This is a genomic window from Lelliottia sp. 489, from assembly GCF_050435885.1.
In the GTDB taxonomy this organism is placed as follows: domain Bacteria; phylum Pseudomonadota; class Gammaproteobacteria; order Enterobacterales; family Enterobacteriaceae; genus Enterobacter; species Enterobacter nimipressuralis.
The window spans coordinates 327414-340170 of the sequence record NZ_JBNDLC010000003.1 but is presented as its reverse complement, the minus strand read 5'-3'; the positions used below and the strand labels follow the sequence as shown (position 1 = coordinate 340170).

At 55.2% G+C, this 12757-nt stretch carries 16 protein-coding genes; 4 read left to right on the top strand and 12 right to left on the bottom strand.

Going from position 1 to position 12757, the window contains the following annotated elements; all coding sequences use genetic code 11:
• Nucleotide 1: 1 nt before the first annotated feature.
• The 3 genes from yggU to ABIE11_RS12875 are packed head-to-tail and all read right to left on the bottom strand — an operon-like array spanning nt 2 to nt 1584.
• Nucleotides 2-298, bottom strand: coding sequence for a DUF167 family protein YggU (yggU, locus tag ABIE11_RS12885; RefSeq protein ID WP_429184625.1), 297 nt, complete (start codon nt 296-298; stop codon nt 2-4).
• Nucleotides 295-861: a YggT family protein gene (locus tag ABIE11_RS12880; protein WP_100778998.1), complete on the bottom strand. Its 567-nt coding sequence runs from the start codon at nt 859-861 to the stop codon at nt 295-297. The genes yggU and ABIE11_RS12880 overlap by 4 nt, the downstream gene beginning before the upstream one ends.
• An 18-nt stretch (nt 862-879) precedes the next feature.
• Nucleotides 880-1584 (bottom strand): YggS family pyridoxal phosphate-dependent enzyme, encoded by a 705-nt coding sequence (locus ABIE11_RS12875; RefSeq protein ID WP_107702881.1) that lies wholly within the window; start codon nt 1582-1584, stop codon nt 880-882.
• 18 nt (nt 1585-1602) lie between these two features.
• On the opposite strand from ABIE11_RS12875, the gene ABIE11_RS12870 reads away from it, so the two are divergent.
• Nucleotides 1603-2583: a type IV pilus twitching motility protein PilT gene (locus tag ABIE11_RS12870; RefSeq protein WP_429184624.1), complete on the top strand. Its 981-nt coding sequence runs from the start codon at nt 1603-1605 to the stop codon at nt 2581-2583.
• 5 nt (nt 2584-2588) lie between these two features.
• On the opposite strand, the gene ruvX is transcribed toward ABIE11_RS12870, so the two are convergent.
• The 9 genes from ruvX to ABIE11_RS12825 form a co-directional block, all read right to left on the bottom strand.
• The gene (gene ruvX / locus ABIE11_RS12865) at nt 2589-3005 is read right to left on the bottom strand and encodes a Holliday junction resolvase RuvX (RefSeq protein ID WP_100779001.1); all 417 of its coding nucleotides are present in this window, start codon (nt 3003-3005) and stop codon (nt 2589-2591) included.
• Nucleotides 3005-3565 (bottom strand): YqgE/AlgH family protein, encoded by a 561-nt coding sequence (locus tag ABIE11_RS12860; protein ID WP_429184623.1) that lies wholly within the window; start codon nt 3563-3565, stop codon nt 3005-3007. Before ABIE11_RS12860 ends, ruvX begins: the two co-directional genes overlap by 1 nt.
• Nucleotides 3566-3682: 117 nt before the next feature.
• Nucleotides 3683-4630, bottom strand: coding sequence for a glutathione synthase (gshB, locus tag ABIE11_RS12855; RefSeq protein ID WP_100779003.1), 948 nt, complete (start codon nt 4628-4630; stop codon nt 3683-3685).
• A 20-nt stretch (nt 4631-4650) separates the two neighbouring features.
• Nucleotides 4651-5382, bottom strand: a complete 732-nt coding sequence (gene rsmE / locus ABIE11_RS12850; RefSeq protein WP_100779004.1) for a 16S rRNA (uracil(1498)-N(3))-methyltransferase — start codon at nt 5380-5382, stop codon at nt 4651-4653.
• 83 nt (nt 5383-5465) lie between these two features.
• Nucleotides 5466-6173: a deoxyribonuclease I gene (gene endA, locus ABIE11_RS12845; RefSeq protein ID WP_429184622.1), complete on the bottom strand. Its 708-nt coding sequence runs from the start codon at nt 6171-6173 to the stop codon at nt 5466-5468.
• Nucleotides 6174-6267: 94 nt separating this feature from the next.
• On the bottom strand, nt 6268-6765 hold the full coding sequence (locus tag ABIE11_RS12840) for a SprT family zinc-dependent metalloprotease (RefSeq protein WP_100779006.1): 498 nt from the start codon (nt 6763-6765) through the stop codon (nt 6268-6270).
• A 115-nt stretch (nt 6766-6880) separates the two neighbouring features.
• Nucleotides 6881-8278: a sugar porter family MFS transporter gene (locus tag ABIE11_RS12835; protein WP_100779007.1), complete on the bottom strand. Its 1398-nt coding sequence runs from the start codon at nt 8276-8278 to the stop codon at nt 6881-6883.
• Between the two features lie 438 nt (nt 8279-8716).
• A complete protein-coding gene (gene metK, locus ABIE11_RS12830; protein ID WP_102104710.1) occupies nt 8717-9868 on the bottom strand; it encodes a methionine adenosyltransferase in 1152 nt (383 codons plus the stop codon).
• A gap of 147 nt (nt 9869-10015) precedes the next feature.
• On the bottom strand, nt 10016-10198 hold the full coding sequence (locus tag ABIE11_RS12825; RefSeq protein ID WP_429184621.1) for a hypothetical protein: 183 nt from the start codon (nt 10196-10198) through the stop codon (nt 10016-10018).
• Between the two features lie 93 nt (nt 10199-10291).
• Between ABIE11_RS12825 and ABIE11_RS12820 the strand changes: the two genes are divergently transcribed.
• The 3 genes from ABIE11_RS12820 to speA all read left to right on the top strand — a co-directional run bounded on the left by ABIE11_RS12820 (nt 10292) and on the right by speA (nt 12648).
• Complete coding sequence (locus ABIE11_RS12820) at nt 10292-10444, top strand: hypothetical protein (protein ID WP_420171146.1); 153 nt, start codon at nt 10292-10294, stop codon at nt 10442-10444.
• A gap of 87 nt (nt 10445-10531) precedes the next feature.
• Nucleotides 10532-10663 (top strand): acid stress response protein YqgB, encoded by a 132-nt coding sequence (gene yqgB, locus ABIE11_RS12815; protein WP_231276078.1) that lies wholly within the window; start codon nt 10532-10534, stop codon nt 10661-10663.
• An 8-nt stretch (nt 10664-10671) separates the two neighbouring features.
• Nucleotides 10672-12648 (top strand): biosynthetic arginine decarboxylase, encoded by a 1977-nt coding sequence (speA, locus tag ABIE11_RS12810; protein WP_100779009.1) that lies wholly within the window; start codon nt 10672-10674, stop codon nt 12646-12648.
• Nucleotides 12649-12757: the final 109 nt, after the last annotated feature.

The following is a 12757-nucleotide window of genomic DNA, read 5'->3' as shown; positions in this document are numbered from 1 at the left end:
GTTAATCCTGTTGTGACAGTGCCGCGACTTCCGTCGGGATGTGTTGCGGGTTGAGGATTTTTACCTGTTTATGACGCCCCAGGTCACCCTTTTCAATGATGACCTGGCTTTTGGCGACGCGAAACTGTTTTGCCAGATATTTGGTCAAATGCGCGTTCGCCTGGCCGTCCACGGGAGGGGCGGTAATGGCGACTTTTAGCTCGTCGCCATGTAATCCCACGATGCTGTCGCGGCTGGCTTTAGGCTGAATATACAGCCGCAAAACCAGCCCGTCGGCGAGGTGACTGACGGCACTCATAGCGCCATCCACAGCCCCGGCAGCAGCATGTTGCCCGTTGACTGTAACAGTTCAGCGATGCCCATGTTCAGGACATACAGCAGCAGCACCAGAATCATCGGCGAAAAATCGATCCCGCCCATGGCTGGCAGCAGATTGCGGATCGGGCGCAGGAGCGGCTCCGTCAGCTGAATCATGGCGTATTCAACCGGGCTACGGCCGCGACTCACCCAGCTCATGACCGCCATCACCAGTAGCACCCAGAAGATCAGCAGGCCAATGGTTTTCAGCAGGATCAGCACCGCTGCGATCCAGATGATCGGCTGGAAGGTGACCACCATAAACAGCACGATAGCTTTGATGATACTGAGCACAAACGCCACCAGCAGAGAGGCGCTGTCGATCGGCCCCATCGGTGGGATAATGCGGCGCAGCGGCCCAATAACAGGTTGTGTGATTTTCACGACAAACTGCGAGAACGGGTTATAAAAATCACAACGAGCCCACTGCATCCAGACGCGTAACAGCAGCGCCATCGTATACAGCTCAATGACCGTTGAGAGCAGGAAAGTCAACGTCTTCATGGCGTTCCTCAGGTTTCCTTATTTTGGGGTGTAATCGCGCGCACCGAAAATGGCTGTGCCGATGCGCACCATAGTGCTGCCTGCCGCGATGGCGGCTTCCATATCGTCCGACATGCCCAGTGAAAGCGTGTCTACGGTCGTGTAGCGCGCTTTAAGCGCCTCAAATGCTACAGCCATTTGCTGTGCTACGGCAAACTGCCTGTCGTAACTCGTTTCCGGCGCCGGAATCGCCATCAGCCCGCGCAGGGTCAAACCGGGCAGTTCAGACACCTGTTCGGCCAGCGCATCCAGCTCAGCCAGAGTGATACCAGACTTACTGTTCTCATCGCTAATATTGATTTGAATCAGGATGTTAAGCGGTGCCATGTCGGCAGGGCGTTGATCGCTCAACCGTGTGGCGATGCGCAGACGATCGACCGTATGACACCAGTCAAAATGCTCAGCAACCAGCCGACTTTTGTTCGACTGCAACGGACCGATAAAGTGCCACTCAAGATTCGTATTCCCGGTTTGCTGGAAATAGCGAATTTTGTCCACACCTTCCTGAACGTAGTTTTCGCCAAAAGCGCGCTGCCCGGCGTCGATGGCTTCTGCGATGGCGCTCGCAGGCTTCGTTTTACTCACTGCAAGCAACGAAACTTCTTCTGAAGCACGGCCGCAACGCGTTGCAGCGGCTGAGATTTTGTCCCTGACCTGTGCCAGGTTATGCGCAATATCGTTCATGAGTCCGAGGATGGTTGTATGGATATGGAAGAAATTGTGGCCCTTAGTGTAAAGCATAATGTCTCGGATCTACACCTGTGCAGCGATTCGCCACCGCGCTGGCGTAGATTAGGCAAACTCGAGCCGGCGCCCTTTCCTCCACCTGATGTCGCGCAGCTGTTAAAAACATGGCTGAATGACGAACAACAGGGCACCTGGTGGGCAAATGGACACGTGGATTTCGCGGTGACCTTGCTCAGTGGCAAGCGTCTGCGTGCCAGCGCGTTTGTGCATATCCATGGCGTTTCGCTGACGCTGAGACTTCTGCCGGAGGAGTGCCCGCAGCTCTCAACGCTTGGCGCGCCGCGCGTCATTCCCGACCTGCTCTCCAGTGACAATGGCCTGATTCTGGTGACGGGGGCCACCGGCAGCGGCAAATCCACAACGCTTGCGGCGATGGTGGATTATCTCAACCACCATTCCGACGGCCATATTCTGACGCTAGAAGATCCGGTGGAGTACGTTTATCAAAGCCAGCGGTGCCTGATTCAGCAGCGGGAAATTGGCCTGCACTGCCCGTCATTTGCACAGGGGCTGCGGGCGGCGCTGCGTGAAGATCCGGATGTCATTTTGTTGGGTGAATTGCGCGATAGCGAAACGATCCGCCTGGCGCTCACGGCCGCCGAGACCGGGCATCTGGTGCTGGCGACGCTGCACACGCGAGGGGCGGCTCAGGCCATTGAACGGCTGGTGGACACCTTTCCGGCTGAAGAGAAAGATCCGGTGCGAAACCAACTGGCAGGAAGCCTGCGTGCGGTGCTGGCACAAAAACTGGTACGGGACCTTCAGGGCGGGCGGGTAGCGCTGTTTGAGATGCTGGTGAACACACCGGCGTCGGCCAATCTTATCCGCGAAGGGAAAACCTGGCAGTTGCCCGGTGTGATCCAGACCGGGCAGCAGGCGGGTATGCAGAATTTCGACCAAAGCCTTGCAGAGCGCAAAGCGCAGGGAAGGCTTTAGCGAAATTAAAACCCTTGCTCGAAGTAGCTTTCGAGAATAATCACCGCCGAAGCAGAATCGACGCTGCCTTTGTTTAGCGCGCGGAATCCGCCATGCTCAAACAGACCTGCGCGGGCTTCAACGGTGCTCAGACGTTCATCGTGCAGCTTAACGACGACGCCAAAGCGGCCATGGATCTTATTTGCAAACTTGCGCGCACGGGCGGTGAGCGGCTGCTCGGTGCCGTCCATGTTGAGCGGTAGCCCAACGATCACGGCTTCGGGCTGCCACTCTTTCAGCAGGCGCTCGATAATGGCCCAGTCGGGCGTACCGTCCTGGGCTTTGATCGCCGTTAAGGGGCGTGCCGTGCCGGTAATGCGCTGACCAATCGCCACGCCAATACTTCGGGTGCCGAAATCAAAGGAGAGAAGCGTTCCGCTCATTATGCGTGCCCCGCCACACCAGGCATGGTCTGGATGTCGATACCAATGAGTTTTGCCGCTTCGCGCCAGCGATCGGCGATAGGGGTTTTAAACAGAATATTCAGATCCGCCGGGGCCGTGAGCCACGCGTTATCGAGAATTTCCTGCTCAAGCTGGCCTTTCTCCCAGGAGGAGTAGCCCAGCGCGACCAGCACTTCGGAAGGCTGATTGTGCGTGCCGAGGGTTTCCAGAACGTCGCGCGAGGTGGTGATCACCGTATTATCGGAAACGCGAATACTGGAGGAGAAACCCGGAGGCGTATGCAAAATAAAGCCGCGATCTTCTGCCAGCGGGCCACCGAGCATCACCGGCTTATCCAGGCGGATTTCCGGGGCGCGCTCTTCAGGCGTGATCTTGAGCTTCTCAAGAATGCCCTCGATTTGCAGGTTTTCCAGCGGTTTGTTGATGATAATCCCCATTGCGCCGTCTTCGCTGTATTCACAGACATACACGACAGCTCGACGAAAAATCGGGTCCTGGAGAGCAGGCATGGCAATAAGAAAGTGATGCTGTAAATTCATTGTCAGAGGTTCTGATTCCTGGTTTAAAAAGCGACAAGGCCCAGTATGCGGAGAAAGCTGGGCCTTGTCACTATTGACTTCGCCGCAGGTAGATGACCGGCGGCATGTGCGAGAGCGTTACTGCTTCAGACGTTTTTCAATCGCGTCCATCAGCATACCGGTGATCGAGACCGGGAACTCGGCTTCGATTTCGCGGATACAGGTCGGGCTGGTGACGTTCACTTCCGTCAGGCGGTCGCCGATGATATCCAGACCGACGAAAATCAGCCCTTTGGCCTTCAGCATCGGGCCGACGCGGCGCGCGATTTCCCAGTCGCTTTCCGTCAGCGGGCGCGGCTCGCCACGGCCACCGGCTGCCAGATTGCCACGCGTTTCGCCGCCCTGCGGGATACGCGCCAGGCAGTAAGGTACCGGCTCGCCATCGACGACCAGCACGCGTTTATCGCCGTCCACGATGGCCGGAATATAGTTCTGCGCCATGCAGTAGCGGGTGCCGTGCTCGGTCAGGGTTTCCGCAATAACGCCGAGGTTCGGATCGCCTTCTTTCACGCGGAAGATCGACGCACCGCCCATTCCGTCCAGCGGCTTCAGAATGATGTCGCCATGTTTCTGCCAGAAAGCTTTCAGCTGTGCTTTGTTACGGGTGACGAGCGTTTCTGGCGTCAGGTCGGAGAACCAGGCGGTATAAAGTTTCTCGTTACAGTCGCGCAGGCTCTGCGGTTTGTTAACAATCAGCGTGCCTTTCTCTTCTGCGCGCTCAAGAATATAGGTGCAGTAGATGAATTCGGTGTCGAACGGGGGATCTTTACGCATCAGGATCACATCGAGTTCGGCGAGGGGAATATCCTGCTCAGAGCCGAACTCGTACCATTTATCGTAATTTTGCTCGACGTTCACGATGCGCGTCCGCGCGCGGGCTTCACCATTATTCAGGTACAGATCGGCCATCTCCATGTAATGAAGCTGGTAGCCGCGACGCTGTGCTTCCAGCAGCATAGCGAAGCTGGAATCTTTCTTGATGTTAATGCTTGCGATGGGGTCCATCACGATGCCGAGCTTGATCATTGTTCTTCTCCGTTAATGCTTCAACCCAGATCGCCAAAACGCACCTGGAGTGCAGTGATGGCTGTGAGTGCAGTCGTCTCAGTACGTAGAACGCGAGGTCCCAACAGAATATCAGTAAATTCATAACGTGCGGTCATGGCAATTTCGTCTGCCGACAGCCCACCTTCCGGGCCGATCAGCAGCCGCACGCTTTCCACCGGCAGCGGCAGCGTATTAATGCTGGCGCTGGCGCGCGGGTGAAGATTAAGCTTTAAGCCGCTCTCTTGTTCGGCACACCACGCCTCTAAATCCATGGGCGGGCGGATCGTCGGAATGCGGTTGCGGCCGCACTGTTCGCACGCGGCGATGGCGATTTTCTGCCATTGCTGAATTTTTTTGTTCAGACGTTCAGCATCCAGTTTAACGCCACAGCGCTCAGAAAAAAGTGGCGTAATGAGGCTTACACCCAGTTCAATCGATTTCTGAATGGTGAATTCCATTTTTTCACCGCGCGACATTACCTGGCCCAGATGGATATGCAGCGGGGATTCGCGGTCATCCACTTCGCCTCGCAACACATTCACCTGCACACTCTTTTTATCGGCGCGAGTGATTTCGGCGTCGAACACCTGGTTGCTGCCGTCGAAAAGCTGCACGGCCTGGCCCGCGCCCATGCGCAATACGCGGCCTACATGGTTCGCGGCTTCGTCGGAGAGGGCGATTTCGTGGCCTGCGGTGATCGGTTCAGGGTGATAGATGCGAGGGATGCGCATAGTCAGTATTCCATCTAAAACTTCCCACTCCCTTAAAGAGTGGGCGAAGTGAGGGGTAAAATAGCAATTGCCGCTAGTGTAGGTTAGCTCTTTTGCGCCTGGCAAGCCCGCTGCACGTACGGGTTGTGATTCCCCTGGACTTTGGCGATGCGGTTATCGCGCTCACACTCCCAGTCGGTGACCGGATACAGCTTATCCCAGGCGTTAAAAAGCTGGGTTTGTTGGCGGGAGAGGTTCAGGTCATAGCGATCGCGCATATAGAAGTAGGTGCGGGCGATACTGCCGCGCGCGCGGGCTGGCGGCTCGGCCACTTTCTCTTTGAAATCGACTTTCATTTTGCACTGGCCGTACTGACCTTCGCCGCCGTTCCACTGGCTGTACATGAAGTTGGCGCGATCGCCATTGACCTCGCCCACGGCGGGCTGCAGGTTGTGCATATCACTTTCAATCTGGCGATAGACAGGATCTTTGGCGCAGTTTTTACGCCCGCCATCCTGCCAGCACTGGCGCTGATGGCCGAACTGCCATGCCGGCACCACGTGTTCCCATTCGATACGGTTGGCGCGGTTTTCATTTTTACGCACTTTGTAACCGCAGGATTCGAGGTCAACGACCCCTTTTTTGCCCTGCCAGTTAATTTTACATCCGCAATAGAAATCACCCGGCGCGTCGGCGTTCACTTTGACGCCTGCGGCTTTTGCCTGGGAAAAACTGTTAATACCTTCGGCCAGCGCAGGGCCTGCGAGCACCGTCGCCAGAAAGGCAACAGCGAAAGAATAATGACGGGACATCTCAAACTCCGTGTCAAAACGAGCCCGCAACGTAGCGAAAGATGTTCCAGTATGCAATCAGTCAGATCAGGAAAGTTCCTGATTGTTCAATTGATTATTCTGCGACCAGCGGCTCGCCGCATTTAACGCAGCGGTAGATGGCCTCGCCGCGTACCACACGATTATGTCTGCGAACGGTCAGCTGGTGCTGCTGGCACTGGCAGCGGTAGGGGAAGGTATTTCGCCGCACCGATTCTAGCTCAAACTGGTGCGTACGGCGGGCGGGAACACCCAGCACGGCTTCCATCATCCATTTCCACTCTTTGCCGTGTGGTGCCACGCGGCCAAAGTGTTTCCACACCAGCAGATGCGCCAGCTCATGAGGGACAACTTCGTCGATAAATGCCTGCTGGTTTTCCATCATCAGCACTGGATTGAGACGGATCTCGTAGGATTCCAGCCAGGCGGTGCCCGCCGACGTCCCGCGCTGCTGATAGACCAGTTTAGGTTCAGGGTAATTTCGCCCGAGCTTCAGGTTGGCCTGCGCGAGTTTATCCCGCAATGCGCGCATAACGGCTTGCTGGAGGGCGATGGGAAGACGTGGGGTTTTCATAGGGCCAGAGGATAATGCGGTGGATATAAACAGTAAAGCCTTCTCCGGTGGAGAAGGCTTTTCGTGTATCACCCTCTACCCGTGTGATGGGGGAGGGCATCAGGCCACAATAATCTTAGTTCTGCGCCCCAATCTCACGCAGTGGACGGCCTTTCATCAGGTTGCGTTCGATATGTTCCAGAGAGACGTGTTTGGTTTCAGGAACCAGCCACAGTGTCAGAACAATAAAGAACAGGTTCAGACCACCGTATACCCAGAAGGTATTGGCATTGCCGAGGGTATTCAGCATGGTCAGGAACGTTGCGCCGACGATCATGTTGGCAATCCAGTTCGTTGCCGTTGAGCAGGTTATACCAAAATCACGCCCTTTCAGCGGCTGGATTTCGGAACACAGCACCCAAATCAGCGGACCGGCACTCATCGCAAAACCGACGATAAACATCAGCAGCATCGCGACGGCAAAGTACTGCGCGGTCGCGGAGTGAATGCCCATATGCATCATGGTCCCCAGCACGCCCATCCCGATAGCCATTACCAGGAAACCTAAGGTCAGCGTTGGCTTACGGCCCCAACGGTCAACCAGACCGATTGCGATAAAGGTCGCCAGCACGTTGGTCAGACCGACGATCACGGTGCCCCACATCTGCTCGGTGGTGTTGGTATACCCGGCCAGCTCAAAGATTTTTGGCGCGTAGTACATGATGACGTTCATCCCAGTGAACTGTTGCATCACCTGTAGCAGCACACCGAGGAACACCGCGCGACGGAAGTTGCTGTTCTCTTTAAACAGCGCCCAGCCGGTCTGTTTGACCTTCAGGCTTTCGCGGATTTCATCAAGCTCGTTTTTGGCTTCAGCACTGGTATCACGCAGGCGCATCAGCACGCGTTCCGCATCATGGAAGCGACGTTTCGCGGCGTACCAGCGCGGGCTGTCCGGCAGGAAGAAGACACCGATCAGCAGCAAAATGGCCGGGATGATAATCACGCCCAGCATCCAGCGCCATGCGCCGCTGTAGCTGAAGGCCGTATCGGAAAGGTACGCGCCAAGAATACCGATGGTGATCATCAGCTGATACATGGAGATCATGCTGCCGCGAATTTTCTCTGGCGCGATTTCAGACAGATACAGCGGGGCAGTGTACGACGCCACGCCAACCGCCAGACCGAGCAGTACGCGGGAGATGATCAGCACTTCGACGTTAGGTGCGGCGGCGGAGCAGAGTGAACCGGCGACAAACAGAATCGCGCCAATCATCAGGCTCTTTTTACGTCCGAGACGGTAGGAGAGCCAGCCGCTGCCGACAGCACCGACGGCAGCACCGAACATCATGGAGCTCACCACCCATTCCTGGGTATGTGGGCTGATCTGGAATTCATCGGTGATGAAGGGTAAAGCACCGGCAATGACGCCGATATCCAGGCCGAAAAGAAGTCCTGCCAGGGCTGCGAGGAAGCAGACAAAGAATGTCATCGCCTTGTTGGACGTACGCCCCTGTTTATTATTGTCAGGCATTATGCCCTCCAGTTGGGTTATCAGTTTTATCGATGTAAAGGGTAGGTTAGTACGGCGTAAAAATATGTGACGCTACTCACATTGGTGTAATCGGTTACACTCACTTATAACTGTCAGTTTTATTAAAGCTCTGAAAATATAGTGTTAATTCTGTTGATGTGCATCCCGTTTAACGCAGTTTCAGACTTAACTGAAATGAAATGTAACAGCAGATGAAGGCAGAACATGCAAAGAGATTATTCTGAAAGAAGTGCTTTTATGGCGTGGTGTAAGCGGTTTCAGTAGGAGTGGTTTGCCGGGCGGCGGCGGTCTCTAACGCGTATAGGGCGTTAAGGAAATGTAGCTCACAAAAGCGAAGCGCGGGCGGGCAAAATCCCGGGAGCAGAAATGCAAAAGGCCAGCACGAGGCTGGCCTTGAAGAACGCTATCAGTCGCTAATTACAGACCGGCAGCGTCACGCAGCAGGGCGGCTTTGTCGGTTTTTTCCCATGGGAAATGTTCGCGACCAAAGTGACCGTATGCAGCGGTTTCTTTGTAGATTGGGTGCAGCAGATCCAGCATCTGAATCAGGCCGTATGGACGCAGGTCGAAGAACTCGCGCACCAGCAGGGTCAGCTGTTCGGTAGAGATCTTCTCGGTACCGAACGTTTCAACCATGATGGAGGTAGGTTCTGCCACGCCGATTGCGTAGGAAACCTGAATTTCACAACGATCTGCCAGGCCCGCAGCCACGATGTTTTTCGCCACATAACGTGCAGCGTACGCAGCAGAACGGTCAACTTTAGACGGATCTTTACCGGAGAACGCGCCGCCACCGTGACGAGCCATGCCGCCGTAGGTATCAACGATAATCTTACGACCGGTCAGACCGCAGTCGCCCATTGGGCCACCGATAACAAAACGGCCCGTTGGGTTGATGTGGTACTTGGTGGAGGCATTCAGCCATTCTGCAGGCAGAACCGGCTTGATGATCTCTTCCATGACCGCTTCCTGCAGCGTTTTCAGCGAAACGTCTTCGGAGTGCTGAGTCGACAGTACGACCGCGTCAATACCGACGATTTTGCCGTCGTCATACTGGAAAGTGATCTGGCTTTTTGCATCCGGGCGCAGCCACGGCAGCGCGCCGTTTTTACGCACTTCAGCCTGACGCTGCACCAGACGGTGCGCGTAAGTGATGGGGGCAGGCATCAGCACGTCGGTTTCGTTGGTCGCGTAGCCAAACATCAGGCCCTGGTCGCCAGCACCTTGCTCAAGCGGATCGGTACGATCGACGCCCTGATTGATGTCCGGGGACTGTTTGCCAATTGCGCTTAATACGGCGCAAGAGTTGGCATCAAAGCCCATATCAGAATGCACGTAGCCGATTTCACGCACGGTGTTACGGGTGATCTCTTCGATATCAACCCATGCACTGGTGGTGATCTCACCACCTACCAGAACCATGCCCGTTTTGACATAGGTTTCGCACGCCACGCGCGCTTTAGGATCCTGCTCCAGGATCGCATCCAGCACTGCATCGGAGATTTGGTCAGCGATTTTATCAGGATGCCCTTCTGATACAGACTCGGACGTAAACAGGTGTTTTGCCATGTTTTATTTCACCTAAGGATAATTTGGTAAGCTCAAACTGCTGTGCGGAATGGCCGTAGAAGACGATTCTACCAAGACCGGCAGGTAAATGACACCGGCAGTCTGAGTGTTAATCAGTATAGATGGATTAACATCTGGACGGCTATTTTAGGTCACTTCTTCGCCCGATTTCCAGTTTTTTTTGACTAAGGTCTCACTGTGCTTAAAAGGCAGGTGGAAATTTTTCCTGACGGGGCTGGCAAGGCGCGCATTTATACTTTGCATTTTGGGAGTGATGTGGGTATAAAACGCGGCGCGCGGCTCATACAAAAAAGCGCTCGATGATTTCATCGTGTCGCCACTTCCAGCCGGGTTGAGCAGTGAACACTTAGCTTTGGCTTGAGGTTCGTCTTCTGAAGGCGGCCGTGGAGGTGATACCCGATAATGAACTCTCGTTTTCCGCTAACTCAGTTACGCTGTTCTGGCGTGCGTCTGTTTCCCGCAACTCGCATTTCTAATCTGCAAACCTGCCGATGTTATACCCATTTCGGTGCTTCTCAGGATTCCAGGGCCGGCCATCCGCTTTGTGAAAACTGAACAAGGGCGCTCTTGTTAATTCAGGAGTTATCTCGTGGTTTCGCCGAACCTTGTCATACAGAGTTCGGTTACGTGTTTTACAATGATATGAATAAGAAACCGGTCGCACGGTCTGAATTTCAGCACACTCTGCTGGAATGCGGGGCCGTTTATGGGTTGTTATCGTGGTGTGACACTGCGATAGTAGTCAACTGTTTTACACTTAATACAAAGAGTTGAGGTTCGCTATGTCTGACGACATGTCTTCGGTTTCGCCTTCGTCAGCGGGCGGACAGGGTGTACTACGTTCTATGCAGGAGGTTGCGATGAGCTCCGAAGAGGCCAGCAAGATGCTGCGCACATACAATATTGCCTGGTGGGGTAATAACTACTACGACGTCAACGAACTGGGCCATATCAGCGTTTGCCCGGATCCTGACGTACCGGAAGCTCGCGTGGATCTCGCCAAACTGGTGAAAGCGCGCGAAGCGCAAGGGCAACGTCTGCCTGCACTGTTCTGCTTCCCGCAGATCCTGCAACACCGTTTGCGCTCCATTAATGCGGCGTTCAAGCGCGCGCGTGAGTCTTATGGATACAAGGGCGACTACTTCCTGGTCTATCCAATCAAGGTAAACCAGCACCGTCGTGTCATTGAATCGCTGATCCATTCCGGTGAACCACTGGGTCTGGAAGCCGGTTCTAAAGCGGAACTGATGGCGGTACTGGCGCACGCTGGTATGACGCGCTCAGTGATCGTCTGTAACGGCTATAAAGACCGTGAATACATTCGTCTGGCGCTGATTGGCGAGAAGATGGGCCACAAGGTCTATCTGGTTATCGAGAAGATGACGGAAATCGCTATTGTGCTGGAAGAGGCCGAGCGTCTGAACGTAGTGCCGCGCCTGGGCGTGCGTGCGCGTCTGGCGTCGCAAGGTTCCGGTAAATGGCAGTCCTCCGGCGGCGAAAAATCTAAATTCGGTCTGGCGGCGGGTCAGGTGCTGCAGCTGGTGGAAATGCTGCGCGAACGCGGGCGTCTGGACAGTATCCAGCTTCTGCACTTCCACCTCGGTTCGCAGATGGCCAATATTCGCGATATCGCCACGGGCGTACGTGAATCGGCTCGCTTCTATGTCGAACTGCATAAGCTTGGCGTTAACATCGAGTGCTTCGATGTCGGCGGCGGTCTGGGTGTGGACTACGAAGGAACGCGCTCGCAGTCTGACTGCTCCGTGAACTACGGTCTGAACGAGTACGCGAACAACATTATCTGGGCGATTGGTGATGCCTGTGAAGAGAACGGTTTGCCGCATCCAACGGTGATCACCGAGTCTGGTCGTGCGGTAACCGCGCACCATACGGTGCTGGTTTCCAATATTATCGGTGTTGAACGCAGTGAGAATACGGAAGCGACACCCCCGCAGGACGATGCGCCGCGTGCTCTGCAAAACATGTGGGAAACCTGGCAGGAGATGCATGAGCCGGGCACCCGTCGCTCCCTGCGTGAATGGCTGCACGACAGCCAGATGGATCTGCATGACATTCACGTCGGCTATTCATCAGGCACCTTTAGCCTGCAGGAACGCGCGTGGGCAGAGCAGCTGTATCTGAATATGTGCCACGAAGTGCAGAAACAGCTCGACCCGAGCAACCGTGCGCACCGTCCGATTATCGACGAACTGCAGGAACGTATGGCGGATAAGATTTACGTCAACTTCTCGCTGTTCCAGTCGATGCCGGATGCCTGGGGTATCGATCAGCTGTTCCCGGTACTGCCGCTGGAAGGGCTGAATCATGCGCCGGAACGTCGCGCAGTGCTGCTGGACATCACCTGTGATTCCGACGGCGCTATCGATCACTACGTGGACGGCGACGGGATTGCCACCACCATGCCAATGCCGGAGTACGATCCTGAGAACCCGCCAATGCTGGGCTTCTTTATGGTCGGTGCGTATCAGGAAATTTTAGGCAACATGCACAACCTGTTCGGTGATACCGAAGCGGTTGACGTCTTTGTCTTCCCTGACGGCAACGTGGAAGTGGAGCTTTCCGACGAGGGCGACACCGTGGCGGACATGCTGGAGTACGTGCAGCTGGATCCGAAAAAACTGCTGACTCAGTTCCGCGATCAGGTGAAAAACACCGATCTGGACGCTGCGCTGCAGCAGCAGTTCCTGGAAGAGTTTGAAGCGGGTCTGTACGGGTACACTTATCTGGAAGACGAGTAACCGTTAATGCCCGGTGGCGCTGCGCTTACCGGGCCTACGGGATACTTGAACCTGTACGAATTAACGGCGATAATTCGCACCAACATGCAGTTTCCGAATCAATCCCTTC